Origin of the sequence: Embleya sp. NBC_00896 (assembly GCF_045207785.1) — a bacterium.
GTDB lineage: Bacteria > Actinomycetota > Actinomycetes > Streptomycetales > Streptomycetaceae > Embleya.
Genome location: NZ_CP108776.1, coordinates 5,228,183 through 5,253,873, shown reverse-complemented (window position 1 = coordinate 5,253,873; position 25,691 = coordinate 5,228,183). Strand labels below are relative to the sequence as shown.

Here is a 25,691-nt window from a genome sequence, read left to right as displayed (position 1 = left end):
GTACTACCAATCATCACTTAAGTCAGATCATTCTCCACGCAACGTGGCCAGAACCTGCTCGATTTCATCCGGTTTGATCAATACTTCGCGCGCTTTGGATCCCTCGCTCGGTCCGACGATGTCCCGGCTCTCCATCAGGTCCATCAACCGGCCGGCCTTCGCGAAGCCCACCCGCAGCTTGCGTTGGAGCATCGAGGTCGAGCCGAACTGGGTGGACACCACCAGCTCGACCGCCTGGCACAGCAGGTCGAGGTCGTCGCCGACGTCCTCGTCGACCTGCTTCTTCTGGCCGGGCGCGACGGTGACCTCCTCGAGGTACTCCGGCTGGAGCTGCTCCTTGCAGTGCCGGGCGACCGCGTCGATCTCCTCCTCGGTGACGTAGGCGCCCTGCATCCGGATCGGCTTGCTCGCGCCCATCGGCAGGAACAGCGCGTCGCCCTTGCCGATCAGCTTCTCCGCGCCGGGCTGGTCCAGGATGACCCGGCTGTCGGCGAGCGAGGAGGTCGCGAACGCGAGTCGGGAGGGCACGTTGGCCTTGATCAGCCCGGTCACCACGTCGACGCTGGGCCGCTGGGTGGCCAGCACGAGGTGGATGCCCGCGGCGCGCGCGAGCTGGGTGATCCGCACGATCGAGTCCTCGACGTCGCGCGGCGCGACCATCATGAGGTCGGCGAGCTCGTCGACGATCACCAGCAGGTACGGGTAGGGCGTGGGCTCGCGTTCGCTGCCGGGCGGCATCTTGAGCTTGCCCGCGCGCACGGCGACGTTGAAGTCGTCCACGTGCCGGAAGCCGAAGTTGGCCAGGTCGTCGTAGCGCATGTCCATCTCGCGCACGACCCACTGGAGCGCCTCGGCGGCCCTCTTGGGGTTCGTGATGATCGGCGTGATCAGGTGCGGGATGCCCTCGTAGGTGGTCAGTTCGACCCGCTTGGGGTCGACCAGCACCATCCGGACCTCCTCCGGGGTGGCGCGCATCATGATCGAGGTGATCAGGCCGTTGATGCAGCTCGACTTGCCCGCGCCGGTCGCGCCCGCGACCAGCAGGTGCGGCATCTTGGCGAGGTTGGCGACCACGTCGTTGCCCTCGACGTCCTTGCCGAGCGCGGCGATCATCGGGTGCGCGTCGCCGGCGGCGGTGTCGGAGGCCAGGATGTCGCCGAGGCTGACCATCTCGCGGTCGGTGTTGGGAATCTCGATGCCGACCGCGGACTTGCCCGGGATCGGGCTGATGATCCGCACGTCGGCGCTGGCCACCGCGTACGCGATGTTCTTGGCCAGGGCGGTGATCCGCTCGACCTTGACCGCCGGGCCCAGCTCGATCACGTAGCGGGTCACGGTGGGGCCGCGGGAGAAGCCGGTGACCTGCGCGTCCACGTTGAACTGCTCGAACACCTTGGACAGCGCCGCGACCACGTCGTCGTTGGCCTTGCTGCGGGCCTTGGCCGGCGGGCCCTTCTTGAGCAGCGTCGGTCCGGGCAGGTGGTAGGTGATGTCGCCGGACAGCTTCAACTGCTCGCTGCGTGGCGGCGCGGGCGTGTGCGCCGGGGCGGCGGCCTGCGCGCGCAGGTCGGTCGCGACCCGCGCGGCGGCGGCCTTGCGCGAGCGCGCGGGCGGTACGACGGAGCCCAGGTCGCCCGCGTCCAGGGCCGCGGCGGCGGCCGCGGCGACGTCGATCGCGTCGGGGTGACCGGTCGGGGCCGGGCTCTGCCGACGGCGCGCGCGGGGCTTGCGTACCGGCGCGGGGGCGGCCGGCTCGTCGTCGTCCTCGAACGAGGCGAACCCGCTCGGGCGGTCGTCCTCGTCGAGCCGCCCCGGCTCGCGCTCCTCGACGAACCCGAGGAAGACCCCGAGCCGCTCCGGCACCGCGTTGATCGGCGTCGCGGTGACCACGAGCAGGCCGAACACGATCAGCAGCACGAGCAGCGGCACCGCGACCCACGCGGTGACCAGGTGCACGGGCGGGGCCGCGAAGGCCCAGCCGACGTAACCGCCGGCGTCGCGCATCGCGGTCGCGCCGTCGCTCGGCTGCGGGGTCCCGCAGCCGACGTGGATCAGGCCGAGCACGCTGCACACCAGCGCGGTGCAGCCGATCATGATCCGCCCGGTGGCGTCCTTCTGGTCCGGGTGGCGCATGACGCGGATGCCCAACGCGCCGACCAGGAACGGCACAAGCAGGTCGAGCCGCCCGACCAGGCCCGCGACGACGGCGTTGACCGCCTCGCCGACCACGCCGTCGATGGTCCCCCACGCTCCGGCGGCGATCACTATGGCCAGGCCGAGCAGGGCCAGACCGATCCCGTCGCGGCGATGCGCGGGGTCGAGCCCGCGTGCGCCGGAGCCGATTCCGCGCGCGGCCGCGCCGAACGCGTGGGCCAGGCCCAGCCACAGACCCCGAAGGCCCTTGCCGAGCAGCGCGGGGAGCCCACCGAACAGTTTCGGCGGGGGCGGGGGCGGAGGTGCCGGCTTCTTGGCGGGAGCCTTCTTCTTCGCGGCCGTGCGCGGTTGCGCTCCGCCGCCGGACGCACGTGTGGCCATGTTCCGAGGTTACCGGTGGACCTCGTGCACCCCGTGCGTAACAGCCCGTGGGGCGGGCCGTGTCGGGGTGTCCTCAGGCTCCGGACGGGCTGTTGGCCTCAAACGCCGGCCGGGCTTGATTGGGCCGGCCTGGGGCCGAGGTGGCCTCAAGCGCCGGCCGGGCTGATTGGGCCCGTCCTTCGGCTCAGGTGGCCTCAAACGCCCGCCCGGCTCGATTGGGCCGGGCTGCGCCCGAGGTGGCCTCAAGCGCCCGCCGGGCTGATTGAGCCCGCCTTTCGACTCGGGTGGCCTCGGGCGCCGGCCGGCTGTGGAGGGGTCGGCCGGCGCTCGGGTGGCTGTCAGTCGTCGGTTTCGCCCGTGTCCGGTGCGGGGACCAGGGGTGGGCCGCCGTGGCCGGACGTGGGTGGGGCGAGGGCGTCAAGGGCGGCGCGCATGCGGGCCACCCGGCGGCGCAGTTGGCTCGTCGAGGCGGCCAGGATCGGATCGTCGGCCGACTCGACCTGCTTGGCCATGCCGTCGGCCTGCTCCTCGACCGCGGCCAGGCGCGCGGACAACTCGCCGATCACGTCCGCCCCGGCCCGTTCACCGCCCGCGACCCCTTCGAGGCGCCCGCGCAACAGCGCGGCCTGTTCACGAAGCTGGCAGTTCTTCTTGTACAGGTCCACGAAGACGGAGACCTTGGCCCGCAGCACCCACGGGTCGAACGGCTTGGAGATGTAGTCGACCGCACCGGCCGCGTAGCCGCGGAAGGTGTGGTGCGGGCCGTGGTTGATGGCGGTCAGGAAGATGATCGGGATGTCCCGGGTCTTCTCCCGGCGCTTGATGTGCGCGGCCGTCTCGAAACCGTCCATGCCGGGCATCTGGACGTCGAGCAGGATCACCGCGAACTCGTCCGTCAGCAGCGCCTTGAGAGCTTCCTCGCCCGAGTGCGCCCGAACCAGGGTCTGGTCCAGCGCGGACAGGATCGCCTCCAGGGCGAGCAGATTCTCCTGACGGTCATCGACCAGGAGGATCTTGGCCTTCTCCGTCATGGCCCACCCTCTTCGATCCGACACGGTGGGTGACCCCGCGTATCGGCCGGCTCCACTCGTCCTTGTGCATGTTTTTGGATTACGCGGCCCTGAATGACACAGCCTCGATCGACACAGCTTCGCTCGGCACAACCTCGACCGATACCGCCCCGGTCCACACCGCGCCGGCCGAGCACACGTTCCGGGTCGTGCTCGTCCCGGTCATGGTAGTGGCCCGGCCACCGGCTCGGCAGGTATTCCGAAACAGACGACCGCATGGTGTCACCGGAAACCAACCTACGGTGGCGACATCCCCCCATCGACCCCTCCATAACGTCCAACGCGCCTCGGCCTGTCCGGGTTCCATCATGTGGTGCTTGCCACGGTGGATGCGAACTAGTGGTCGATCCATGTCCGGATGAGTCCCAACAAGTGCCTTGTGTCCACGGGCTTGGCGACGTAGTCGGAGGCTCCGGAGTCGATGCTCTTCTCCTGATCGCCCTTCATCGCCTTCGCGGTGAGCGCGATGATCGGCAGCCCCGCGTACTGCGGCATCCGACGAATCGCGGATGTCGTGGCGTATCCGTCCATCTCCGGCATCATCACGTCCATCAGCACGATCGCGATGTCGTCGTGCCCCTGGAGCACCTCGATGCCCTCGCGGCCGTTCTCGGCGTACAGCACGCTGAGTCCGTACTGCTCCAGCACGCTGGTCAGCGCGAACACGTTGCGCACGTCGTCGTCGACGATCAGCACGCGCTCGCCGTCGAAGGTGCCGTCGAAGGGCTTGACGACGGGCTTGGGCGGGACGACGTGGTCGGACCGGACCGGACCGGTCGCCGCGAGCACCGCCCGGGCCAGCCCGTCCGGGGTGGAGACCCGCTGCAGCAGGACGATCCGGCGCCGGTAGCCGCGCAGCCGGCCCGACTCGGAACGGGTCGGGCGGTGCGGGACGTGCACGACGACGGGCAGGTTCTGCAACTCGGTACGGGACGCCACCGCGTCCAGCACCTGCCACGCCCCCTCGTCGGCGAGCCGCAGGTCCACCACGAGGCACGCGGGCGGCGCCTCGGCCAGCAGCCGGACCGCCTCGCCCTCGTCCGCCGCGGTGGTCAGGTCGAGCACCCCGTCCACGCCGGCGAGCGCGGTCGCGAGCGGGGCGCCGTCGGACTGCGGGGTCTCCACGACCAGCACCCGCCGGGGCACGGACGGGGCGGGGCCGGGCTCCGGCTCACCGTCGCCCAGGTGCTCCGGGGCGTCGCTGAGCAGCGGCGTGGACGGCGCCGCCGGCGGCAGCGCGGCCCGGTAGGGCGTCGGCGCGAGTTCGGCGTTCCGGTCGTGCGCCGGCGGCTCGTCGCCCGGGACCATGACGCTGTCCAGCGGCAGGTAGAGCGTGAACGTGCTGCCGCGGCCCGGCATGCTCTCGGCGTGGATCTCGCCGCCGAGCAGCCACGCGATCTCGCGGCTGATCGACAGGCCGAGCCCGGTGCCCCCGTAGCGGCGACTGGTGGTGCCGTCGGCCTGCTGGAACGCCTCGAAGATCACCTTGAGCTTGTCCACCGCGATGCCGATGCCGGTGTCGATCACCGAGAACGCGACCGCGTGCTCGGCGTTGTCCAGCTCGGTGTTGGTGATCGGGATGTCGTCGGTCAGGGTGATCAGGACCTCGACCGAGCCCGAGTCGGTGAACTTGACCGCGTTCGAGAGCAGGTTGCGCAGCACCTGCTGGAGGCGCTGCTCGTCGGTGAACAGGATCCCCGGGACCGCGGGCGAGACATGCACGGTGAAGTCGAGGTTCTTCTCCGCCGTGAGCGGTCGGATGGTCGCCTCGACGTAGTCCATGAGCTGCGCGAGCGCGATCCGCGCGGGCCGGACGTCCATCTTTCCGGCCTGCACCTTGGACAGGTCGAGGATGTCGTTGATCAGCTGCAGCAGGTCGGATCCGGCGCCGTGGATGGTCTCCGCGAACTCGACCTGCTTGCGGGTCAGATTGCCCTCGACGTTGTCGGCGAGCAGCTTGGCCAGGATCAGCAGGCTGTTCAGCGGCGTGCGCAGCTCGTGCGACATGTTCGCGAGGAACTCGGACTTGTACTTGGAGGACAGCGCGAGCTGTTCGGCGCGCTCCTCCAGGGCCTGCCGGGCCTGCTCGATCTCGCGATTCTTGATCTCGATGTCCCGGTTCTGCCGGGCCAGCAGCGCCGCCTTGTCCTCCAACTCGGCGTTGGAGTGCCGCAGTTCACCCTGCTGGCGCTGGAGTTCCTCGGAGCGTTCCTGCAACTCCTCGGTCAGCCGCTGGGATTCGGCGAGCAGCATCTCGGTGCGCGAGTTCGCCATGATCGTGTTGACCGTGACGCCGATCTGCTCGTTGAGCTGCTCCAGGAAGTTGCGGTGCACCTTCGTGAACGGCCGGAACGAGGCGAGTTCGAGGACGCCCAGGAGCTGGTCCTCGAACAGCACGGGCAGCACGATCACGTTGGCCGGGGCGGCCTCGCCGAGTCCGGAGGCGATCTTGATGTAGCCGGGCGGCGCGTCCAGGATCAGGATCGAGCGCTTCTCCAGCGCGGCCTGCCCGACCAGCGACTGGCCGAGCCGGAAGCGGGTCGGCACCCCGCCGCCGTCCTGGTAGCCGTAGGAGGCGATGAGCCGCAGCTCGACCACGTCCTCCTGGGTCAGTTCGGCCAGGAAGAAGGCGCCGTGCTGGGCGTCGACGACCGGGGTCAGTTCACTCATGATCAGCGCGGCGACCGCCATCAGGTCGCGGCGACCCTGCATGAGCCCGGAGATCCTGGCCAGGTTGGTCTTGAGCCAGTCCTGCTCGCGGTTGGCCCGCGTGGTCTCGCGCAGGTTGTAGATCATCTGGTTGATGTTGTCCTTGAGCTCGTCGAGCTCTCCGGACGCGTCCACCGCGATCTGCAGGGACAGGTCGCCGCGGGTCACCGCGGTGGCGACCTCGGCGATCGCGCGGACCTGGCGGGTCAGGTTGCCGGCCAGCTCGTTGACGTTCTCGGTGAGCTGCTTCCAGGTCCCGGAGACGCCTTCGACCTCGGCCTGGCCGCCGAGCATGCCCTCGGTGCCCACCTCGCGGGCCACGCGCGTGACCTCGCCGGCGAACGCGGACAGCTGGTCGACCATCGTGTTGATCGTGGTCTTGAGCTCCAGCATCTCGCCGCGCGCGTCCACGTCGATCTTCTGCGACAGGTCGCCGCCGGCGATCGCGGTGGTCACCTTGGCGATGTTGCGGACCTGGCCGGTGAGGTTGTCGGCCATCGAGTTGACGTTGTCGGTCAGGTCCTTCCAGGTGCCCGAGACGCCGGGGACGTGTGCCTGGCCGCCGAGGATGCCTTCGGTGCCCACCTCGCGGGCGACCCGGGTCACCTCGTCGGCGAAGGCACGGAGCGTGTCGACCATCGTGTTGATCGTGCCCGCGAGCCCGGCCATCTCGCCCTTGGCCTCGACGGTGCTCTTCTGCGACAGGTCGCCGTCGGCGACGGCGGTGGCGACCTGGGCGATGTTGCGGACCTGGGACGTCAGGTTGTTGGCCATGACGTTGACGTTGTCGGTCAGGTCCTTCCAGATGCCGGAGACGCCGCGCACCCGGGCCTGGCCGCCGAGTCGACCCTCGGTGCCCACCTCGCGGGCCACCCGGGTCACCTCGTCGGCGAACGCGCTGAGCTGGTCGACCATCGTGTTGACGGTCTCCTTCAGCTCCAGGATCTCGCCGCGGGCGTCGACGGTGATCTTCTTGGACAGGTCGCCGGTGGCGACCGCCGTGGTCACGTCGGCGATGCTGCGGACCTGGCCGGTCAGATTGCCGGCCATCACGTTGACGGACTCGGTGAGGTCCTTCCAGGTGCCGGAGACGCCCTTGACGTCGGCCTGGCCGCCGAGTCGGCCCTCGGTACCCACCTCGCGGGCCACCCTGGTGACCTCGTCGGCGAAGCCGGAGAGCTGGTCGACCATGGTGTTCACGGTGTTCTTGAGTTCGAGGATCTCGCCCCGGGCGTCGACCGTGATCTTCTGCGACAGGTCGCCGCGCGCGACGGCGGTGGTGACCTGGCCGAGGCTGCGGACCTGTTCGGTGAGGTTGCCGGCCATCGAGTTCACCGAGTAGGTGAGGTCGCGCCAGACGCCGGCCACGCCGAGCACCTGGGCCTGGCCGCCGAGCCGGCCCTCCGTACCCACCTCGCGGGCGACTCGGGTCACCTCGTCGGCGAACGCGGAGAGCTGGTCGACCATCGTGTTGACGGTGTTCTTGACCTCGAGGATCTCGCCCCGGGCGTCCACGTCGATCTTCTTCGACAGGTCGCCGCGCGCGACCGCCGTGGTCACCTCGGCGATGTTGCGGACCTGGGCGGTCAGGTTGCCCGCCATGAAGTTCACCGAGTCGGTCAGGTCGAGCCAGACACCGGCGACGCCCGGGACGACCCGGGCCTGGCCGCCGAGCCGCCCTTCACCGCCGACCTCGCGGGCGACCCGGGTGACCTCGGAGGCGAACGCGCTGAGCTGGTCCACCATCGTGTTGACGGTGTTCTTGAGCTCCAGCATCTCGCCGGAGACGTCGACCGTGATCTTCTGCGACAGGTCGCCGCGGGCCACCGCGGTGGAGACCTGGGCGATGTTGCGGACCTGGCCGGTCAGGTTGCCGGCCATCACGTTGACCGAGTCGGTCAGGTCCTTCCAGGTGCCGGCCACGCCGGAGACCTGCGCCTGGCCGCCGAGGATGCCCTCGCTGCCCACCTCGCGGGCCACCCGGGTGACCTCGGAGGCGAACGCGCCGAGCTGGCCGACCATCGTGTTGACGGTGTTCTTGAGCTCCAGCATCTCGCCGGAGACGTCCACGGTGATCTTCTGCGACAGGTCGCCCTGCGCGACCGCCGTGGTGACGCCCGCGATGTCGCGGACCTGCGCGGTGAGGTTGAAGAAGGCGGTGTTGACCGAGTCGGTCAGGTCCTTCCAGATGCCCGCGCCGCCCGGGACCTGGGCCTGCCCGCCGAGCCTGCCCTCGAAGCCGACCTCGCGGGCGACTCGGGTCACCTCGGACGCGAACGTGCGCAGCGTGCCGGTCATCGCGTTGATGGTCTCGGCGAGCTGGGCCATCTCGCCGCGCGCGGAGACGGTGATGGTCTGGGACAGGTCGCCGTACGCGACCGCCTTGGTCACCTGCGCGATGTCGCGGACCTGGGCGGTCAGGTTGCCCGCCATGACGTTGACCGAGTCGGTCAGGTCCTTCCACGTCCCGGATACGCCCTCGACCCGGGCCTGGCCGCCGAGGCGGCCCTCGGTGCCGACCTCCCGGGCCACCCGGGTCACCTCGTCGGCGAACCCGGAGAGCTGGTCGACCATCGTGTTGACGGTCTCCTTCAGCTCCAGCATCTCGCCGGCCACCTCGACGGTGACCGTGCGCGAGAGGTCGCCCTTCGCCACCGCGGTGGTCACGAGCGCGATGTCGCGCACCTGCGCGGTCAGTCGGCTGGCCATCGTGTTGACCGAGTCGGTGAGGTCCTTCCAACTGCCGGACACCCCGCGCACCCGGGCCTGGCCGCCGAGCTTGCCCTCGGTGCCGACCTCCCGGGCCACCCGGGTCACCTCGTCGGCGAACGCGGACAGCTGGTCGACGAGGCCGTTGGCGGTGCGGCCCATCCGCAGGAACTCGCCACGCAGCGGCTGCTCGGCGATCCGCAGGTCCATCCGCTGGGACAGGTCGCCCTCGGCGACGGCCGCGAGCACCCGGCCGACCTCGACGGTCGGGCGGACCAAGTCCTCCACGAGCGCGTTGGCCGCGTCGATGCTGGTCGCCCAGGCGCCCTCGCCCGGTCCCGGGTCGAGCCGCTCGGTGAGTTTTCCCTCACGTCCGACGACCCGGCGGACCCTGGCCAGCTCGCCGGCGAGGTGCTGGTTGCGCTCGACCATGTCGTTGAACACGACGGCGATCTCGGCCACGATCCCCTCGCCGGAGACCCTGAGCCGCTTGCGGAAATTGCCGTCCCGAACACCGGTCAGAGCCGCCAGCAGCCGACGCAGATCCTGCTCGTCCGCATGGGCCCGCCGGGCAGCCGTCGTCCGTGCCTGCCCTGGGGAAGCCTTCGCCATCTCGCATTTCCTCCGCCGGACCCGATTCGCCGCGACCGCTCGTGCGTCCGGCCGCTTGCCATCGACAGTCTTTCACTCACAGGGTTGAGAGCAGAGGTGGTCCGGGAGGATGGTGCTTGTCGGCGGGAAGATCTGTCCTCGAATGACCCTCTCCGGCCGAACATCTGTCGAAATCGTGATGGATCCGTCACTGTTTGGAAGGGGTCCGCCCGATCGTCCGAAACCGATAGGGTGCGAATCTGCCGGACTGTGGAGCCGGATTCGTCACCGCAGCCGCCGTTCGTCGCAGATGCGGGAGTGTATGGATCAGGGAACGAGCATGCTCATCACTGCCCGGATGAGTGCTGCCTTCGCACCCGAGGGCAGGTCCGTGGCGGCCGCACGCTCGTTCGTCCGCAACACGCTCAGCGACTGGGACGCCGTCGACGTCGTGGACGACGCCGTGCTGTTGACCAGCGAGCTGGTCACCAACGCGATCGTGCACGCCGGGACCTCGGCCGAGGTCTCCTGCGTGCGCTACGACGGCGGCGTGCAGATCGAGGTCACCGACCACTACCCCAGCCGGGAGCTGCCCGAGCCCGCGACCGGGTTCGACGACGGCGACGAGAGCGGGCGTGGCCTGTTCCTGTCCGCGTCGCTGGCGTCGGCGTGGGGCGTCGAATACGCCAAGAACGTCAAACGCGTGTGGTTCCGCCTCGAACTGGCCGACCCGAAGTCGGCGACCAGCTCCGCGGGCCCGCTGCTGCCGGCCAACGCGCTGCCCGACGCCGCGGTGCCGGTACACGTCTCCGTCGTGCACACCGACAACGCGCGCCGGGTGACGCACTGGAGCCCCGAGGCGGCCCGCCTGTTCGGCCTGAGCGCGGACGAAGCGCTCGGCATGTCGCTGAACGACCTCGTCGCGTGGCCGCAGACGCCGGGGACCGAGCTGACCCTCGACGAGATGCTGGAGCTCTCCCGCTGGCAGGGCTCGTACGACATCCGCACCGCGAAGGGCATCGCCTTCCGCGTCTTCGCGTCGCACGTACGACTGCGCGACGCCGCCGGGGACCCGGCACTGGTGGCCCTCCTGGTGCCCGCGCAGGCCCGGGCGGTGCTGGAGAACCGCGACGCGGCCCGCGGCCGGGTGGGCGTCGTGGTGCAGGACAACGAGTGGGACGGGATCGACGGGCTGAGCCGGCTCGGCCTGGAGGACCTGCTGCAACGCGCGGTCGAACGCGCCCGCGACCTGCTCGACGCCGACTCGGCGTTCGTGCTGCTGGCGACCGACGACGAGAGCGAGATGGAGGTGCGCGCGACGACCGGCCTCGCCGGGTCGGCGCACCGGCTGTCCCGGGTGCCCGTCGAGACCGCGGTGGGCCGCTACGGCTCGGCGCGGATGCCCGCGGTGCACGAGGACCTGGAGGCCAGTCCCGACGCGGTGCCGATTTTGCAGGACACCCGGATGCGGTCGGCGGTGACCGTCCCGCTCAAGGTCGAGGGTCGCCTCACCGGGACGCTCGGCGTGGCCTCCGAATCGTCCTCGCGCTTCGACAACGACGACGCGGCCCGGCTGCAGCGGGCCGCCGACCGGGTCTCGCTGACCGTCGAGAGCGCGCGTCTGTCCGAGTTGGAGCGGGTGCGCCGCGGCTCGCTGTCGTTCCTCGCCGAGGCGTCCGACCTGCTCGCCGGCACCCTCGACCCCGAGATGACGCTCGCGATGATCGCCCAGATCGTGGTCCCGCGGTTGGGCACGTGGTGCGCGGTCCACACGGGCGAGTCGCACGCGCCCGTGCTGAGCGTGGTCTGGCACGCCGACGAGATGCGCATCGACGACCTGCGGGCCCTGCTCGACCAGGCCGAGCCGCCGCGCGCGCAGCCCACCCCGGGCGCGCGCCGCTGGCTGGGCCTGCGGCACCTGGACCCGGAGACCGTCCGCGAGCACGCCGACCTGGTCACGGGCGAGGCGGTCACGCTGCCGCTGGTCGCCCGCGGCCGGGGCATCGGCATGCTGACCTTCGGCATCCTGGCCGGCGACCGCTTCCGCCGGGACACGCTGGAACTCGCCGAGGACCTGTCCCGCCGCGCGGCCCTGGCGATGGACAACGCCCGGCTGTACTCCGAGCGCAACTCGACCAGCCAGGCGCTCCAGCGCAGCCTCCTGCCGCCCGAGCTGCCCAAGGTCCCGGGCGTCGACGTCGAGGTGGTCTACCAGGCCTCCGGCGAGGGCAACGAGGTCGGCGGCGACTTCTACGACCTGTTCACGATCGGCGACGACAAGTGGGGCTTCGCGATCGGTGACGTGTGCGGCACCGGCCCCGAGGCCGCCGCCGTCACGGGCCTCGCCCGCCAGGCGCTGCGGCTGCTCACGCGCGAGGGCATGTCGGTGCCGGCCGTCTTGCAGCGCCTGAACACCGCGATCCTGGAGGAGGGCCCGCGCAGCCGGTTCCTGACCCTCCTGCACGGCCACATGACGCACCGCGAGGGCGGCGGCGTCCGGCTCAGTCTGGTCTCCGCCGGTCACCCGCTGCCGCTGCGCCTGTGCCCCGACGGCACGGTCACGTCCGTGGCCACGCCGCAGCCGCTGCTCGGCGTGTTGGACGAGGTCGATCTGGTCCTGGAGACCGTGGACCTCGACCCGGGCGACGTCCTGGTCTGCGTCACCGACGGCGTCACCGAACGCCGGGAGGGCAGCCGCATGCTCGGCGACGACGGCTTGGCCGAGGTCCTGTCGGGTTGCACGGGTCTCACCGCCGGGGCGGTGGCCGCGCGCATCCATCGGGCGGTGGAGCTCTTCGCCGAGGAGCCGGCGCGAGACGACATGGCCATCCTGGTCATGCGGGTCTCTGCCGAGGACTGACCGTAGGGACCGCGCGGCCGGCGACCCGGCGGGCCGTCCTCAAACGCCGGACGGGCTCAAAAGCCTGTCCTCAAACGCCGGACGGGCTGGGACGAGCCGCCCACACGGGCCGACCCCACACGCCCGACCGGCTCGAAAACCTGTCCTCAAACGCCGGACGGGCTGGGATGGGCCGCCCGCACGGGCCGTCTTCACACGCCGGACCGGCTGGGATGGGCTGATCGCAGGGGTCAATGGGGCGTCGACCAGCGTTGTTCGGATTCGTGCCAGGTGTGGGTTGGGGTCAGGCCCGCTGCGTGGGCCACGCCGGTGGAGGCGGTGTTGTCGGGGTGGATGTGTGCGCGGATTTCTTCGATGCCCTGGGTGCGCAGCCAGGTGACCCACGCGATCGCCGCCTCCTTGGCGATGCCCCGGCCCTGCCATGTGCCGCCCACGACCCATGCGACCTCGGCGACCGGGCCCGGCCCGACCGTGGCCTGGACGGTGCCGACGAGGCACTGCCCCTCGCGCAGCCGGATCACCCGGTTCAGCCACACGACCGCGGGATCCGGAGACCCCTTCGCCCAGCGCGTGTAGCGGGCCCGGAGGGCGTCGACGTCCTCCGGCTCGCCCCCGATGAAGGCGTGCAGCCCCGGGTCGCCCAGGACGCCCGCCATCTCCTCGGCATGGTCGGCCTCGACCGGGATCAGGTCCAGGCGATCGGTGCGGACAGGCTCGTTCTCGTTCATCGCCGCAGCATGCCGGCCCACACCCGGCCGCCGAGGGCACCCGTCAGGCCGCTCGTTCGTCGTCCCCGCGTCGGCGGTCGCGCAGGCGTAGTTCGGACGCGATCCGGGCGATCGTGGCCGCCGGGTTGTCACGCACCTGGATCGCCGGGCATTCCAGGACGACCCAGCCCTGTCCGGCGAGGCTCCGAGCGCGGGCCCTGATCCATTGCTGATGCGGCGTCAGGTCTACCCCGACCCGCACCCCCGGCCACGCCAGGGCGAAGCGGTGCAGCGTCCGCCCGAAGGCCGAGCGGACCTCCCACCCGACCTCCACCGCCGCGAGCCCCGCCCCGAGCACGGCGAGCCGCAGCCGGGTCTCGTCCTCGTCGGCGCTGCGCCCGTCGGCGAGGCGCACGACCTCGGCGAGGCGCCGGCGGCCCGGGTGACCGGCGTAGCGCCCGACCATCCCGGCGAGCGCGTCGGCCGGGATCAGCCCGGCCCGCAGGAATCCGTCCAGCACCACGACACCCGTGTCCCGATCCGCGGTCCGGGCCAGGTCGGCCGCCGTCCGCACGGGCGACGTGACCGGGACCCCGCCCAGCCGCACCACCTCCTCGGCCCGCAGCGCCAGCACCCGTGCCCGGCAGCCGTGCCGGCGGGGCAGAGCCGCCCCCACCGGCACGGCCACCTCGATCGGTGCCGTGCGCCGCGCCCGTTCCCGGGGATCCGCCGGAACGCGCACTCCGTGCAATCGCGCTGCGGTGCGCCCACAGACCACGGCCCCGCGGGGCAGAACCATGACCGCGGCCCGGGCCCGCACCTCCAGCGCGTCGACGACGTGCGCGCCGACGTAGACCCCGTGTATGACCCGACGCACGTCGCCGTCGCGCACCAGGCGCCGGACGACCGACCGGCCGACCCCGTGGCGGGCGGCGACGGCGAGGGTGAAGGGCCTGGACAGCAGCGAGGAAAGGTCGGTCGGCGTCATGCGGGTCAGTGTGCGCGCGTCCCCTCCACGCGTGCCGTCCGTCGTCCACAACCCCCGGGGAAGGTGCGACCATCACACCCGGCCTGTGGATCCCGCACCCGGTGGACCGGACCGCCCCCTCGATCCGTTCCCCCGGCCGACCCGCCGACGCCCCTCCTCGCCCCGCCCGGCCTCACCCGCTCAGCCGGCGGCGCTCTCCTGCTCCGCCTTCTTTCCGCATCCCTTCTTCGCCCGGTAGAGCACCTTCCAGGTCGCGGCGTCGGTGACCCCCGACGGATCGAGGCTGTTGCACTTCTGCACCCACCGGACCCCGTCCGCGGTGGCCGCCTCGAACACGCCGTCCTCCGGGACCTCGCCCGGAGCCCCCGACCGCGTATTGACCAGACACTGCACCTGGGCGACCGCGTCGTCCCGATCCCCTTCACGCAGTTCCGGCCGGTTGTCCTTGGCCACGTGATCACAGCGCGGGGCGGCCACCGCCGGCGTCACGGGGCCCGTCACCCCCGCGCCCAGACCCAACGCCGCGCACGAGGTCAGCGCGAGCGCCGCGACCCGCCGCCGACGCCGCTGTCCGGGCAGCGCCGCGGGCGCCCGAGGCACCGGCGGCGGAGGCGGCGGAGGCGCCCCTCGACGCGGGCCGCCGCAGCACCGGGTCCGCTGTACCGCATTCATCTCTGCTCCTGACTGCCGATCCTGTCGACCGTGTCGACCTGTCGTACGTCCACCGGGCGAACGCCCTGCGAACACGACCGACGTTAGGAGCGGAGAAGCACGCCACCCAGAAGTACGAAAACCGGACCATCGCAGCGGTAAAACCGGAGAATTCCGGCACAACGTCAACCGCGACCGCACCCCATCCACCCACCGAGCCCCGCGAGCGCCCACTCAGGGCACCCACCCGGGGCGCCCACTCGTGCCCGGGCGGCGCCCACCCGACGCCCCTCGCCTCACACGAACGGCCTCGCACAAACGGCCGGGAACCCGCCGCCCGTACCGACCACAAACGCCGAAGGGCCCGCTACGAAGATTTCGTAGCGGGCCCCGAGCGAGCGATCAGCGTGGTCTCAGACCTCCACGACCACCGGCAGGATCATCGGTCGACGGCGGTAGGTGTCCGACACCCACTTGCCCACGATCCGGCGCACCTGCTGCTGCAGCTGATACGGCTCCGCGACTCCGTCGGCGGCCGCCTTCTGCAGCATCTCCTCGATCTTCGGAATCACGCTGTCGAACTTCGCATCGTCGATACCCGACCCGCGAGCCTGGATCTGCGGTCCGCCGACCACCTTGCCGGTGGAGGAGTCCACGGCGAGAAACACGGACACGAAGCCCTCCTCGCCCAGGATCCGACGGTCCTTGAGCGAGGACTCGGTCACGTCGCCCACGGACAAACCGTCCACGTAGACGTACCCCGCCTGCACCTTGCCGGTGATCTTCGCGACACCGTTGACGAGGTCGACCGTGAGGCCGTCCTCGGCGATGACGACCCGGTCCTTGCGCACACCGGTCTGGATCCCGAGGTTGGCCGCGGCGCGCAGATGGCGCCACTCGCCGTGCACCGGCATCAGGTTGCGCGGCCGCGTGAGGTTGAAGAAGTACAACAGCTCACCCGCCGACGCGTGCCCGGAGACGTGCACCTTGGCGTTGCCCTTGTGGACGACCTTCGCGCCCCAGCGGGTCAGCCCGTTGATGACGCGGTAGATCGCGGTCTCGTTGCCCGGGATGAGCGAGGAGGCGAGCACGACCGTGTCGCCCTCGATGATCCGGATCTGCTGGTGCGAGCGGTTGGCCATCCGCGAGAGCGCGGCCATCGGCTCGCCCTGCGAACCCGTGCACACGAGCACGACCTCGTCCGGCGGCAGATCGTCGAGCGTCTTGACGTCGACCACGAGCCCGGCGGGGATCTTCAGATAGCCGAGGTCTCCGGCGATCTTCATGTTGCGCACCATCGAGCGGCCGACGAAGGCGACCTTGCGCTCGTAGGCGTACGCCGTGTCGAGCACCTGCTGGATGCGGTGCACGTGGCTCGCGAAGCTGGCCACGATGATCCGCTGATCGGCGTCCGCGAAGACCCGGTCGAGCACGCCCGCGATGTCCCGCTCGGCCGGGATGAAGCCCGGGACCTCGGCGTTCGTGGAGTCCACGAGCAGCAGGTCGATGCCTTCGGTGCCCAGCCGCGCGAACGCCGGCAGGTCGGTCAGCCGGTTGTCCAGCGGAAGCTGGTCCATCTTGAAGTCGCCGGTGTGCACGACGGTGCCGGCCTCGGTGCGGATGGCCAGCGCGAGCGCGTCCGGGATCGAGTGGTTCACCGAGATGAACTCGCACTCGAACGGGCCGAGCCGCTCGATGTCGCCTTCCTTCACCTCCAGCGTGTACGGCCGGATGCGGTGCTCGGTGAGCTTGGCCTCGATGAAGGCCAGGGTCAGCTTCGACCCGATCAGCGGAATGTCGGCCTTCTCGCGCAACAGGTACGGGACCGCACCGATGTGGTCCTCGTGGCCGTGCGTCAGGATGATCGCCTCGATGTCGTCGAGACGATCCCGGATCGAGGTGAAGTCCGGCAGGATGAGGTCGACTCCGGGCTGCTCCTCCTCGGGGAACAACACCCCGCAGTCGACGATCAGCAGCCGGCCGTCGAACTCGAAGACGGTCATGTTGCGGCCGATCTCGCCGAGACCGCCGAGCGGGGTGATGCGTAGTCCACCCTTGGGCAGTACGGGAGGCGGGCCGAGTTCCGGATGGGGATGGCTCAAGTTCTCTCCTCGCCACGCGTCGCCGCCCGGCGGCCGTTGGGCCGCCGGACGGGACGCGCAAAAGCTCGTGTTCGGCCCGAGCGGGTGTGGTACCCGCCCGGGGTACTACTTACAGATATTCCTGTTTACAGCTGTACCCCGCCGGCCGAAAGATCCTGCCTCAGCTGCGCGATCTGGGCCGGAGTGGCCTCGATCAGCGGCAGCCGCAGCGGACCGGCGGGCAGGCCCTGCAATCCCAGAGCGGCCTTGGTGAGGATCACGCCCTGGGTACGAAAAATGCCGGTGTACACCGGAAGAAGACGCTGGTGGATCTCGCGCGCCTTGACGACATCGCCGCCCACGTGGGCGTCGATCATCGCGCGCAATTCCGCCGACACGAGGTGGCCGACCACGCTCACGACACCGACCGCGCCGATGGACAGGAGCGGCAGGTTCAGCACGTCCTCACCGCTGTAGTACACCATGTCGGTCCGCGCCATGACCCAGCTCGCGGACGCGAGGTCGCCCTTGGCGTCCTTGTTGGCGACGATCCGCGGGTGCTCGGCGAGCCGGACCAGGGTCTCGGTCTCGATCGGCACCGCGCTGCGGCCGGGGATGTCGTACAGCATGACCGGCAGCTCGGTCGCGTCCGCGATCGTCGTGAAGTGCCGGTACAGGCCCTCCTGCGGGGGCTTGTTGTAGTACGGCGTCACCACGAGCAGGCCGTGCGCACCGGCGGCCTGCGCCCGATGGGCCAGCTCGACCGAGTGCCGGGTGTCGTTGGTGCCCACTCCGCTGACCACGAACGCGCGATCGCCCACGGCCTCCAGGACCGCCCGGACCAGCAGCTCTTTCTCCGCGTCGCTCGTCGTGGGCGACTCGCCGGTGGTGCCGTTGACGACGAGTCCGTCGTTGCCGGCGTCGACAAGGTGGGAGGCCAGGCGCTGGGCGCCGGGAAGGTCGAGCGCACCATCGGCCGTGAAGGGGGTCACCATCGCGGTGAGGACCCGACCGAAGGGGGTCTGGGGGGTAGACGTCGGAGCCATGGCGCAAACGGTACCGGGCGCACACCTGACCTGCAGGTAGCACCCGCCCTATAAGACCCTCGGCGCCGTCCGGACCGGATCCGAACCCGGATGCCGACCGAAGAAACCGGCCCCCGAAAGCGGCCCCAAAAGAAAGGACCAGGCGCTGCCCGCTCGGGGGTTCGAGCAGCGCCTGATCTCTTTCAGTATCGGCCATTTCGACCGGAACCTTAGGGTTTCGGATGAAAAATTTCAGATGTCACTCTATGTGCCGATTTGAACACCCGGACGGCGCAACAGCTACGGCGTGACGCGGCCGTTCGTGTCGAACGCGGCGTACTGGTCGGACGCGCTGTGCTTCACCGGCTCGACCGAGACATCGCTGCGGAAGCGGGCGGCGGACGCCTGCTCCTGGGGTGTTTCGGTCACGCGGGGATGCTCCTCGTCGACGAGTCCATGAGTGAAGGGGGCTCCGACCTAACGAGGGTTCGGACTCGTATCCGACGCGCCGACGGTCGGGGTGGAACGCGGTACGACGCGCGTCGTCGGCTGGGTCGAGGGGCCCTCGGCGGGGCGCGTGGGGCTGCCCTCGGGCGGGGTCACCGAGGTCTCGAAGGTCACGTTGTCCCGGTCCAGCCGACTGAAGAGCGGACGAATCTGGATGACGAGCTTGCCGAGCAGGGCCCTGGGCACGGCGAAGTTGTACGTGATGATCGTCTCGACGCCGCGCGCGGCCTCGTCCGGCCCGGTGCGCGCCTCGCCGACCAGGGCGTTCGTGCACGCGATGGAGTCGGGCCCCGCGTACAGCTCCACGATCAGCAGCTCGGCGGTGATGCTCCCCTTGGTCCGGTTGAGCCAGCGAATCGGGACCGCGACGTCGACCCGGTCCTTCTTGTCGTCCGGCATGGTGGTCGCCCGCTTCACCGTGAGCGGGAGCGAGGTGACCGTGAGGCCGTTCGAGTAGGCGTGCGTGCCGGTCTTCTGCGGGACCGCGCCGGAGGGGACCGCGCCGCCGGAGGGCACCACACCGGGCGTCGCGCCGCCCGGGGTGTTCTTGCCCGGCAGATCCGGCGGGTTGCCGGTCGCGCCCGCGTGGGCCGCCTTGCCCTTCTCGTCGTCGATCGTCGGACCCACCATGCAGCCCGTCGCGAGCAGCACGACCGCCGCGCACGCCGGGGCGATTCGCCGGATCCGGACCCCCATGACCATCCTCCGCTGCCGCGCCCACCAACCCTTGGCCGACAGCGTCGCACGCCGCGCGCGAGGGCGGGAACGCCTCCGGGCGCGTGTCGCCCACGCGTGTGCGCGTTCGGCGAGAAGCGGACACGGACGGCCCGCGCGCGCGAGAATTCAGCCGAACTCGACTATGGGGGCGCCATGACCGATCCGTACGTACGTACAGCCCACGCCGGAGACGGCCCGGAGCTGGGCGCCGCACACGCACGCGCCTGGCACGACGCCTACACGGGTGTGCTGCCGGCCGCCGCGCTGGAGGCCGCCACGCCCGAGGCGCTGGCCGTCGAGTGGGAGGACGCCGCGGTCGCGCCGCCGTCCCCCCGGCATCGACTGCTCGTGGCGTGCGAGGGTCCGGCCGTGGCCGGCTTCGCGGCCCTGGTGCCCGGCTCCGACGAGGATCTCGACCCGGCCCGGGTCGGCGAGCTCGCGATCCTGGTGGTCGACCCGGCGCGGCAGCGCGCGGGGCACGCGTCCCGGCTGCTGACGGCGGTCGTCACGCACGCGGGCGAGGACGGCGTGGACACCCTGGTGACGTGGGTCCTGGAGAGCGACAAGCCGCTGCACGAGTTCCTGGTCGGCGCCGGCTGGGCACCCGACGGCGCGACCCGCGAGCTGTGGGTGGACGAGGCGGGGGGACAGGTCATCCGGCAGCTGCGGCTGCACACCTCGGTGCCCGTTCCGGACTGAGAAACCCCCGGCGAACACGGTGAACGCCACACCGATGTTCCATTGAACAAGGTAAGTCAGCCGTCTTAACGTTGGCGCCGTGAGCCGAACTCCGACCCGCGAGCGCCTTCTGCTCACCGCCGAGCGGCTCTTCGCCGTGCACGGAATCGACGCGGTCTCGCTGCGACAGATCAGTGTCGCGGCGAGTCAGCGCAACAATTCCGCCGCGCAATACCACTTCGGCAACAAGGAAGAGCTGATCCGGGCAATCTTCGGATTCCGGCTCGCGACCGTCAACGGGCGGCGCGAGGACATGGTCCGCGACCTCGTCCGGTGCGGTCTGGATCGGGATCCGCGCGCGCTGGCGGAGGCCATGGTGCGCCCGCTCGCCGAGCAGATCGGCGTCGGGGGCAGCTTCTATCTGCGCTTCCTGGCCCGCGTACACCAGCACGCGGGCGCGTCGGTGTACGCGCTGCCGGCGATGGGCCTCGAAGGCACCACACCCGAGTTCGGCCGGCTGATCGACCTCGCGCTCGGGCACCTGCCGGACGCGGTGCGGCGCAATCGGCTGCGGCTGAGCGGGAGCCTGACCGTGCACGCCACGGCCGATCGCGAGCAGCGCGTCCACGAGGGCCACGCATACGACGTGCTGCCGCCGGCGGCGTTCGTGGAGGACCTGGTGGACGCCGTGGTCGGCATCCTGGCCGCGCCGGTGTCCCCGCAGGTCCTGGCGGCGCTGCACCCGCCGACGAGCCGATCGGCCTGAGGTCCTTCGGAACCGAGACCGCGAAAGCCGTCGAGGCCCAGGCCCCGGCCCCGGACGGGCTTTACGCCGAGGCCGCGGGGGTCCTGCCCCGGTGCAGGCGGATCGCGGTGAGCATCGCCCTGCGGCCCCGCGCGTTGTCGCGCGCGTCGCCGTACGCGACGGCGAGGCGGTACCAGGACCGCCAGTCCTCGGGCGCGGCCTCGGTCTCGGCCTTGCGGCGGGCGAACACCTCGTCGGCGCTGTCCCGGTCGACCCGGCCGCCCGGCGTGCGGTCCAGCTCGTCCCGCGGCAGGCCGCCCTCGGCCTCCAGCTCGCGCGCGAGCCGCTGCATGGCGAAGCCGAACCGCACCTCGCGCCAGACGTACCAGGCACCGACGACCGGAACGAGCAGGATCGCGGCGCCCAGCACCACGGTGACGAGCTGCCCGTCGCGGATCGCGATCAGGCCGCGACTGCCGACGAGGAACACGTAGAACACCAGAACCGCGATCAGGATCAGCGCGGTGACACGTTGCTTCACGATGGTCAGTCCAGGTCGAGGAAGTGTTCCAGGCCCACGGTCAGGCCCGGCGCGGAGACCACGCGACGCACCCCGAGGAGCACGCCCGGCATGAACGACGTGCGCTGGAACGAGTCGTGCCGAATGGTCAGCATCTCGCCCGCGTCCCCGAACAGGACCTCCTGGTGGGCGACGAGCCCGCGCAGCCGGACCGCGTGCACCGGAATGCCGTCGACCTTGGCGCCGCGGGCACCGTCCGGGTCGTCCACCGTCGCGTCGGGCAGCTCCGCGGCACCGGCCGCGGCGCGCGCCTCGGCGATCATCTCGGCGGTCCTGCGGGCGGTGCCGCTGGGCGCGTCGAGCTTGTTCGGGTGGTGCAGTTCGACGATCTCGACCGACTCGTAGAACCGGGCCGCCTTGGCCGCGAACTGCATCATCAGGACCGCGCCGATACCGAAGTTCGGCGCGATCAGGATGCCGGTCCTCGGGCTCCGCGCGAGCCAGTCGCGCAGCTGCGCAAGCCGGTCGGGGGTGAACCCGCTGGTGCCGACGACGGCGTGGATGCCGGCGCCGACGCAGTATTCGAGGTTGTCCATGACCACGCCCGGGTGGGTGAAGTCGACGGCGACCTGCGCACCCGCCTTGCCGAGGTCCGCGAGCTCGTCGCCCTCGTCGACGCGCGCGACCAGTTCGAGGCCGCTCGCGTCCTCGATCGCCCGGCACGCCTCGGAGCCCATGCGGCCGGCCGCACCGATCACACCCACCCGGATTGCAGTCATGATCTCGCGCACTCTCCAGTCAGAGGAACCCAGTCAGAGGAACTTCGATGTCGATCAGGTCGACGCGGCGACGAAGTCCGCGTCGTCGGCGAACGGCCCGACCACGGCCAGGGTGGGTCGCGCGGCGAACAGGTTCTTCGCCACCTCGTGCACCTCGGCCGCGGTCACCGCGCCGATCCGCGCGAGCACCTCGTCGACGGACAGGTGTTCGCCGTAGACGAGTTCGCTCTTGCCGATCCGGCTCATCCGCGACCCGGTGTCCTCCAGGCCGAGCACGGTGGAACCGCGCAGCTGACCGATCGCGCGATCGATCTCGTCCTGGGGCAGGCCCTCGCGGACCACCTTGTCCAGTTCGGTCCGGCAGATGTCGATCACCTGGCGGGCCTTCTTCGGCTGGCACCCGGCGTAGATGCCGAACACGCCGAGGTCGGCGTAGCCGGAGTGGAACGAGTAGACCGAGTAGGCCAGTCCGCGCTTCTCCCGGATCTCCTGGAACAGGCGCGAGCTCATCCCGCCGCCGAGCGCCGTGTTGAGCACGCTGAGCGTGAACCGCCGGTCGTCGTCCCGGGCCAGGCCCGGCATGCCGAGCACGAGGTGGGCCTGCTCGGTGGGCCGGTTCATCAGCCGGACGTTCCCGGTGGAGCGGAACGCGCGACCGCCGGTGCGCGGCGCCGCGGCCACCGCGTTCTCGTCCACCCGCACGTGCGCGAACGCCTTCTTGACCAGGCGGACGACCTTGGCGTGCTCGACGTTGCCGGCCGCGGTCACGACCATGTTCGGCGCCCGGTAGCGGCGCTTGTAGTAGCCGTTGATCTGGGTGCGCGTGAGCGCGTTGATCGACTCGACCGTGCCGAGTACCGGCCGGCCCAGCGGCGCGTCGGCGAGCATGGCGTCGTAGAACAGCTCGTGGACGAGGTCGCCGGGCTCGTCCTCGTTCATCGCGATCTCCTCGAGGATGACGCCGCGTTCGGCGTCCACGTCCTCGGACTCGATCAGCGAGCTCGTCACCATGTCGCAGATGACGTCGATCGCGAGCGGGAGGTCGCTGTCGAGCACGCGTGCGTAGTAGCACGTGTACTCCTTGGTGGTGAAGGCGTTCATCTCACCACCGACGGCGTCCAGCTCCGCGGAGATCTCCAGGGCGTCGCGCTTCTCGGTGCCCTTGAACAGCAGGTGCTCGAGGTAGTGCGAGGTACCGGCGAGGGCGGGCGTCTCGTCGCGCGAGCCGACCCCGACCCAGATGCCGAAGGTCGCGGAGCGTACGGACGGCATGTTCTCGGTGATCACCCGGAGGCCGCCCGGCAGCACGGTGCGGCGCACGGCACCGACGCCGTCCGCGTCACGCAGCAGGGTCTTCGTGGAACCAGGCCGCTGCGCGGACGCAGCGGCCTGGTTCTTCGACGAGGAGGACGTCACTTGGCGGCAGCGTCCTCGGAGGCCTCGGCGTCGTTGTCTTCGCCCTCGATGACCGGGACGAGCGACAGCTTGCCACGGGCGTCGATCTCGGCGATCTCGACCTGGACCTTGTCGCCGACCTTGATCACGTCGTCGACGTTCTCGACGCGCTTGCCACCGGCGATCTTGCGCAGCTGCGAGATGTGCAGCAGGCCGTCCTTGCCGGGCATGAGCGACACGAACGCGCCGAACGTCGTGGTCTTGACAACCGTCCCCAGGTAACGCTCGCCGACCTCGGGCATCGTCGGGTTGGCGATCGCGTTGATCGTCGCCCGCGCGGCCTCGGCCGACGTGCCGTCCGACGCACCGATGTAGATCGTGCCATCGTCCTCGATGGTGATCTCGGCGCCGGTGTCGTCCTGGATCTGGTTGATCATCTTGCCCTTCGGGCCGATGACCTCGCCGATCTTGTCCACCGGGATCTTGACGGTGATGATCCGCGGCGCGAACTGCGACATCTCGTCCGGCGTGTCGATGGCTTCCATCATCACGTCGAGGATGTGCAGGCGGGCGTCCTTGGCCTGCTTCAGCGCACCGGCGAGCACCGACGCGGGAATGCCGTCGAGCTTGGTGTCGAGCTGGAGCGCGGTCACGAACTCCTTGGTGCCGGCGACCTTGAAGTCCATGTCGCCGTACGCGTCCTCGGCACCGAGGATGTCGGTCAGCGTCACGTACTCGGTCTTGCCGTCGATCTCGTCCGAGATCAGGCCCATCGCGATGCCCGCGACCGGCGCCTGGAGCGGCACACCGGCGTTGAGCAGCGACATCGTGGACGCGCAGACCGAGCCCATCGAGGTCGAGCCGTTGGAGCCGAGCGCCTCGGACACCTGACGGATCGCGTACGGGAAGTCCGCACGGGCCGGCAGGACCGGGAGGATCGCCCGCTCGGCGAGCGCGCCGTGGCCGATCTCGCGGCGCTTGGGCGAACCCACGCGGCCGGTCTCGCCGACCGAGTACGGCGGGAAGTTGTAGTTGTGCATGTAGCGCTTGCGCGTCTCGGGCGAGAGCGTGTCGAGCATCTGCTCCATGCGGAGCATGTTCAGCGTGGTGACACCCAGGATCTGGGTCTCGCCGCGCTCGAACAGGGCCGAGCCGTGCACGCGCGGGATGACCTCGACCTCGGCCGACAGGGTGCGGATGTCGGTCAGACCACGACCGTCGATGCGCACCTTGTCGCGCAGCACGCGCTGACGCACGAGCTTCTTGGTCAGCGCGCGGAACGCGCCGCCGATCTCCTTCTCGCGACCCTCGAACTTCGGGAGCAGCTTCTCGGCCGCGACGTCCTTCACGCGGTCGAGCTCGCTCTCGCGGGCCTGCTTGCCGGCGATCGTCAGCGCGGCCGACAGCTCGTCGGACACGGCGGTGGTGAGCGCCTCGAAGACGTCGTCCTGGTAGTCCAGGAAGACCTGGAACTCGCCGGTCTCCTTGGCGGCGCTCTTGGCCACCTCGACCTGCGCGGCGCACAGCGCCTTGATGAACGGCTTGGCCGCCTCGAGACCCTCGGCGACGATCTCCTCGGTCGGGGCGGCGGCGCCACCCTTGACCAGCTCGATCGTGCCGACGGTGGCCTCGGCCTCGACCATCATGATCGCGACGTCACCGTCGTCGAGCACACGGCCCGCGACCACCATGTCGAACACGGCGCGCTCGAGCTCGGTGTGCGTGGGGAAGCCGACCCACTGGCCGTCGATGAGCGCGACGCGCACGCCACCGATGGGGCCGGAGAACGGCAGGCCCGCGAGCTGCGTCGACATCGAGGCCGCGTTGATCGCGACGACGTCGTACAGGTGGTCCGGGTTGAGCGCCATGATCGTCTCGACGATCTGGATCTCGTTGCGCAGGCCCTTGCGGAAGGACGGGCGCAGCGGACGGTCGATCAGCCGACAGGTGAGGACGGCGTCCTCGCTCGGGCGGCCCTCGCGGCGGAAGAACGAGCCGGGGATCTTGCCCGCGGCGTACATGCGCTCCTCGACGTCCACCGTCAGGGGGAAGAAGTCGAGCTGGTCCTTCGGGCGCTTCGAGGCCGTGGTGGCCGAAAGCACCATGGTGTCGTCGTCCAGGTAGACCACGGCGGAGCCGGCGGCCTGCCGGGCGAGCCGGCCGGTCTCGAAGCGGATGGTGCGGTTGCCGAACGTGCCGTTTTCGATGACTGCTTCGGCGAAGCTGATGTCGGGACCCTCCACGGGTGCCCTCCTCGGTCGTGTCGAGGGAGGTCCGCGGCGCATGACGCCTGAGGGCCGGCCGAGCCGGTCTTCGATCGAAGCACCCGGGTGCGTTACCCGGGGGCCACTACCGAGGACCGGCGCTGTAGGTCGGCGCCTTGGTCGCGACGCGGCGCTCCCAATTCGTGGGGTTGTACCGGCA

The 25,691-nt window shown here is 70.6% G+C and carries 17 protein-coding genes; 3 read left to right on the top strand and 14 right to left on the bottom strand.

Translation table 11 applies throughout. The annotated features are described in order from the left end of the window. Nucleotides 1-27: 27 nt before the first annotated feature. The 3 genes from OG928_RS23850 to OG928_RS23840 form a co-directional block, all read right to left on the bottom strand. Nucleotides 28-2,535, bottom strand: coding sequence for a DNA translocase FtsK (locus OG928_RS23850; RefSeq protein WP_406287121.1), 2,508 nt, complete (start codon nt 2,533-2,535; stop codon nt 28-30). A 338-nt stretch (nt 2,536-2,873) separates the two neighbouring features. After that, the gene (locus tag OG928_RS23845) at nt 2,874-3,566 is read right to left on the bottom strand and encodes a two-component system response regulator (protein WP_406287120.1); all 693 of its coding nucleotides are present in this window, start codon (nt 3,564-3,566) and stop codon (nt 2,874-2,876) included. 375 nt (nt 3,567-3,941) lie between these two features. Beyond that, the gene (locus OG928_RS23840) at nt 3,942-9,635 is read right to left on the bottom strand and encodes a HAMP domain-containing protein (RefSeq protein ID WP_406287118.1); all 5,694 of its coding nucleotides are present in this window, start codon (nt 9,633-9,635) and stop codon (nt 3,942-3,944) included. Nucleotides 9,636-9,954: 319 nt separating this feature from the next. Between OG928_RS23840 and OG928_RS23835 the strand changes: the two genes are divergently transcribed. Then, nucleotides 9,955-12,474 carry a SpoIIE family protein phosphatase gene (locus OG928_RS23835; protein ID WP_406287116.1) on the top strand — a complete coding sequence of 840 codons (2,520 nt, stop codon included), beginning with the start codon at nt 9,955-9,957 and terminating at the stop codon, nt 12,472-12,474. Between the two features lie 230 nt (nt 12,475-12,704). Here the strand turns inward: OG928_RS23835 and OG928_RS23830 are convergent, their stop codons facing one another. The 7 genes from OG928_RS23830 to OG928_RS23800 form a co-directional block, all read right to left on the bottom strand. Next, nucleotides 12,705-13,202 carry a GNAT family N-acetyltransferase gene (locus OG928_RS23830; RefSeq protein WP_406287113.1) on the bottom strand — a complete coding sequence of 166 codons (498 nt, stop codon included), beginning with the start codon at nt 13,200-13,202 and terminating at the stop codon, nt 12,705-12,707. A 43-nt stretch (nt 13,203-13,245) separates the two neighbouring features. Beyond that, the gene (locus OG928_RS23825) at nt 13,246-14,169 is read right to left on the bottom strand and encodes a type IV toxin-antitoxin system AbiEi family antitoxin domain-containing protein (RefSeq protein ID WP_406287111.1); all 924 of its coding nucleotides are present in this window, start codon (nt 14,167-14,169) and stop codon (nt 13,246-13,248) included. A 180-nt stretch (nt 14,170-14,349) separates the two neighbouring features. Then, nucleotides 14,350-14,769, bottom strand: a complete 420-nt coding sequence (locus OG928_RS23820; RefSeq protein WP_406287110.1) for a peptidoglycan-binding protein — start codon at nt 14,767-14,769, stop codon at nt 14,350-14,352. A 464-nt stretch (nt 14,770-15,233) separates the two neighbouring features. Beyond that, the gene (locus OG928_RS23815) at nt 15,234-16,922 is read right to left on the bottom strand and encodes a ribonuclease J (RefSeq protein WP_406287109.1); all 1,689 of its coding nucleotides are present in this window, start codon (nt 16,920-16,922) and stop codon (nt 15,234-15,236) included. A gap of 125 nt (nt 16,923-17,047) precedes the next feature. Then, nucleotides 17,048-17,947, bottom strand: coding sequence for a 4-hydroxy-tetrahydrodipicolinate synthase (gene dapA / locus OG928_RS23810; protein WP_406287107.1), 900 nt, complete (start codon nt 17,945-17,947; stop codon nt 17,048-17,050). 279 nt (nt 17,948-18,226) lie between these two features. Further along, nucleotides 18,227-18,355: a hypothetical protein gene (locus tag OG928_RS23805; RefSeq protein ID WP_406287104.1), complete on the bottom strand. Its 129-nt coding sequence runs from the start codon at nt 18,353-18,355 to the stop codon at nt 18,227-18,229. A gap of 48 nt (nt 18,356-18,403) precedes the next feature. After that, on the bottom strand, nt 18,404-19,129 hold the full coding sequence (locus tag OG928_RS23800) for a hypothetical protein (RefSeq protein ID WP_406287102.1): 726 nt from the start codon (nt 19,127-19,129) through the stop codon (nt 18,404-18,406). Between the two features lie 174 nt (nt 19,130-19,303). Between OG928_RS23800 and OG928_RS23795 the strand changes: the two genes are divergently transcribed. Next, on the top strand, nt 19,304-19,849 hold the full coding sequence (locus tag OG928_RS23795; RefSeq protein WP_406287099.1) for a GNAT family N-acetyltransferase: 546 nt from the start codon (nt 19,304-19,306) through the stop codon (nt 19,847-19,849). A gap of 79 nt (nt 19,850-19,928) precedes the next feature. Beyond that, nucleotides 19,929-20,594: a TetR/AcrR family transcriptional regulator gene (locus tag OG928_RS23790; protein ID WP_406287097.1), complete on the top strand. Its 666-nt coding sequence runs from the start codon at nt 19,929-19,931 to the stop codon at nt 20,592-20,594. Between the two features lie 61 nt (nt 20,595-20,655). Here the strand turns inward: OG928_RS23790 and OG928_RS23785 are convergent, their stop codons facing one another. Genes OG928_RS23785 through OG928_RS23770 form a run of 4 tightly spaced genes read right to left on the bottom strand, consistent with a single transcriptional unit; the run spans nt 20,656 to nt 25,510 of the window. Further along, nucleotides 20,656-21,114 (bottom strand): hypothetical protein, encoded by a 459-nt coding sequence (locus tag OG928_RS23785; RefSeq protein ID WP_406287094.1) that lies wholly within the window; start codon nt 21,112-21,114, stop codon nt 20,656-20,658. 5 nt (nt 21,115-21,119) lie between these two features. After that, nucleotides 21,120-21,872 carry a 4-hydroxy-tetrahydrodipicolinate reductase gene (dapB, locus tag OG928_RS23780; RefSeq protein ID WP_406287093.1) on the bottom strand — a complete coding sequence of 251 codons (753 nt, stop codon included), beginning with the start codon at nt 21,870-21,872 and terminating at the stop codon, nt 21,120-21,122. Nucleotides 21,873-21,926: 54 nt separating this feature from the next. Continuing rightward, nucleotides 21,927-23,288, bottom strand: a complete 1,362-nt coding sequence (locus OG928_RS23775) for a M16 family metallopeptidase (RefSeq protein ID WP_406287091.1) — start codon at nt 23,286-23,288, stop codon at nt 21,927-21,929. Then, nucleotides 23,285-25,510, bottom strand: coding sequence for a polyribonucleotide nucleotidyltransferase (locus OG928_RS23770; protein WP_406287089.1), 2,226 nt, complete (start codon nt 25,508-25,510; stop codon nt 23,285-23,287). Before OG928_RS23770 ends, OG928_RS23775 begins: the two co-directional genes overlap by 4 nt. Nucleotides 25,511-25,691 lie beyond the last annotated feature (181 nt).

Bases quoted from the DNA above. Each gene is read 5' to 3' on its own strand.
- OG928_RS23795 (WP_406287099.1), top strand. From the start codon at position 19,304: ATGACCGATCCGTACGTACGTACAGCCCACGCCGGAGACGGCCCGGAG.
- OG928_RS23850 (WP_406287121.1), bottom strand. From the start codon at position 2,535: ATGGCCACACGTGCGTCCGGCGGCGGAGCGCAACCGCGCACGGCCGCG.
- OG928_RS23830 (WP_406287113.1), bottom strand. From the start codon at position 13,202: ATGAACGAGAACGAGCCTGTCCGCACCGATCGCCTGGACCTGATCCCG.
- dapA (WP_406287107.1), bottom strand. From the start codon at position 17,947: ATGGCTCCGACGTCTACCCCCCAGACCCCCTTCGGTCGGGTCCTCACC.
- dapB (WP_406287093.1), bottom strand. From the start codon at position 21,872: ATGACTGCAATCCGGGTGGGTGTGATCGGTGCGGCCGGCCGCATGGGC.
- OG928_RS23845 (WP_406287120.1), bottom strand. From the start codon at position 3,566: ATGACGGAGAAGGCCAAGATCCTCCTGGTCGATGACCGTCAGGAGAAT.
- OG928_RS23835 (WP_406287116.1), top strand. From the start codon at position 9,955: ATGCTCATCACTGCCCGGATGAGTGCTGCCTTCGCACCCGAGGGCAGG.
- OG928_RS23840 (WP_406287118.1), bottom strand. From the start codon at position 9,635: ATGGCGAAGGCTTCCCCAGGGCAGGCACGGACGACGGCTGCCCGGCGG.
- OG928_RS23825 (WP_406287111.1), bottom strand. From the start codon at position 14,169: ATGACGCCGACCGACCTTTCCTCGCTGCTGTCCAGGCCCTTCACCCTC.
- OG928_RS23800 (WP_406287102.1), bottom strand. From the start codon at position 19,129: ATGGGGGTCCGGATCCGGCGAATCGCCCCGGCGTGCGCGGCGGTCGTG.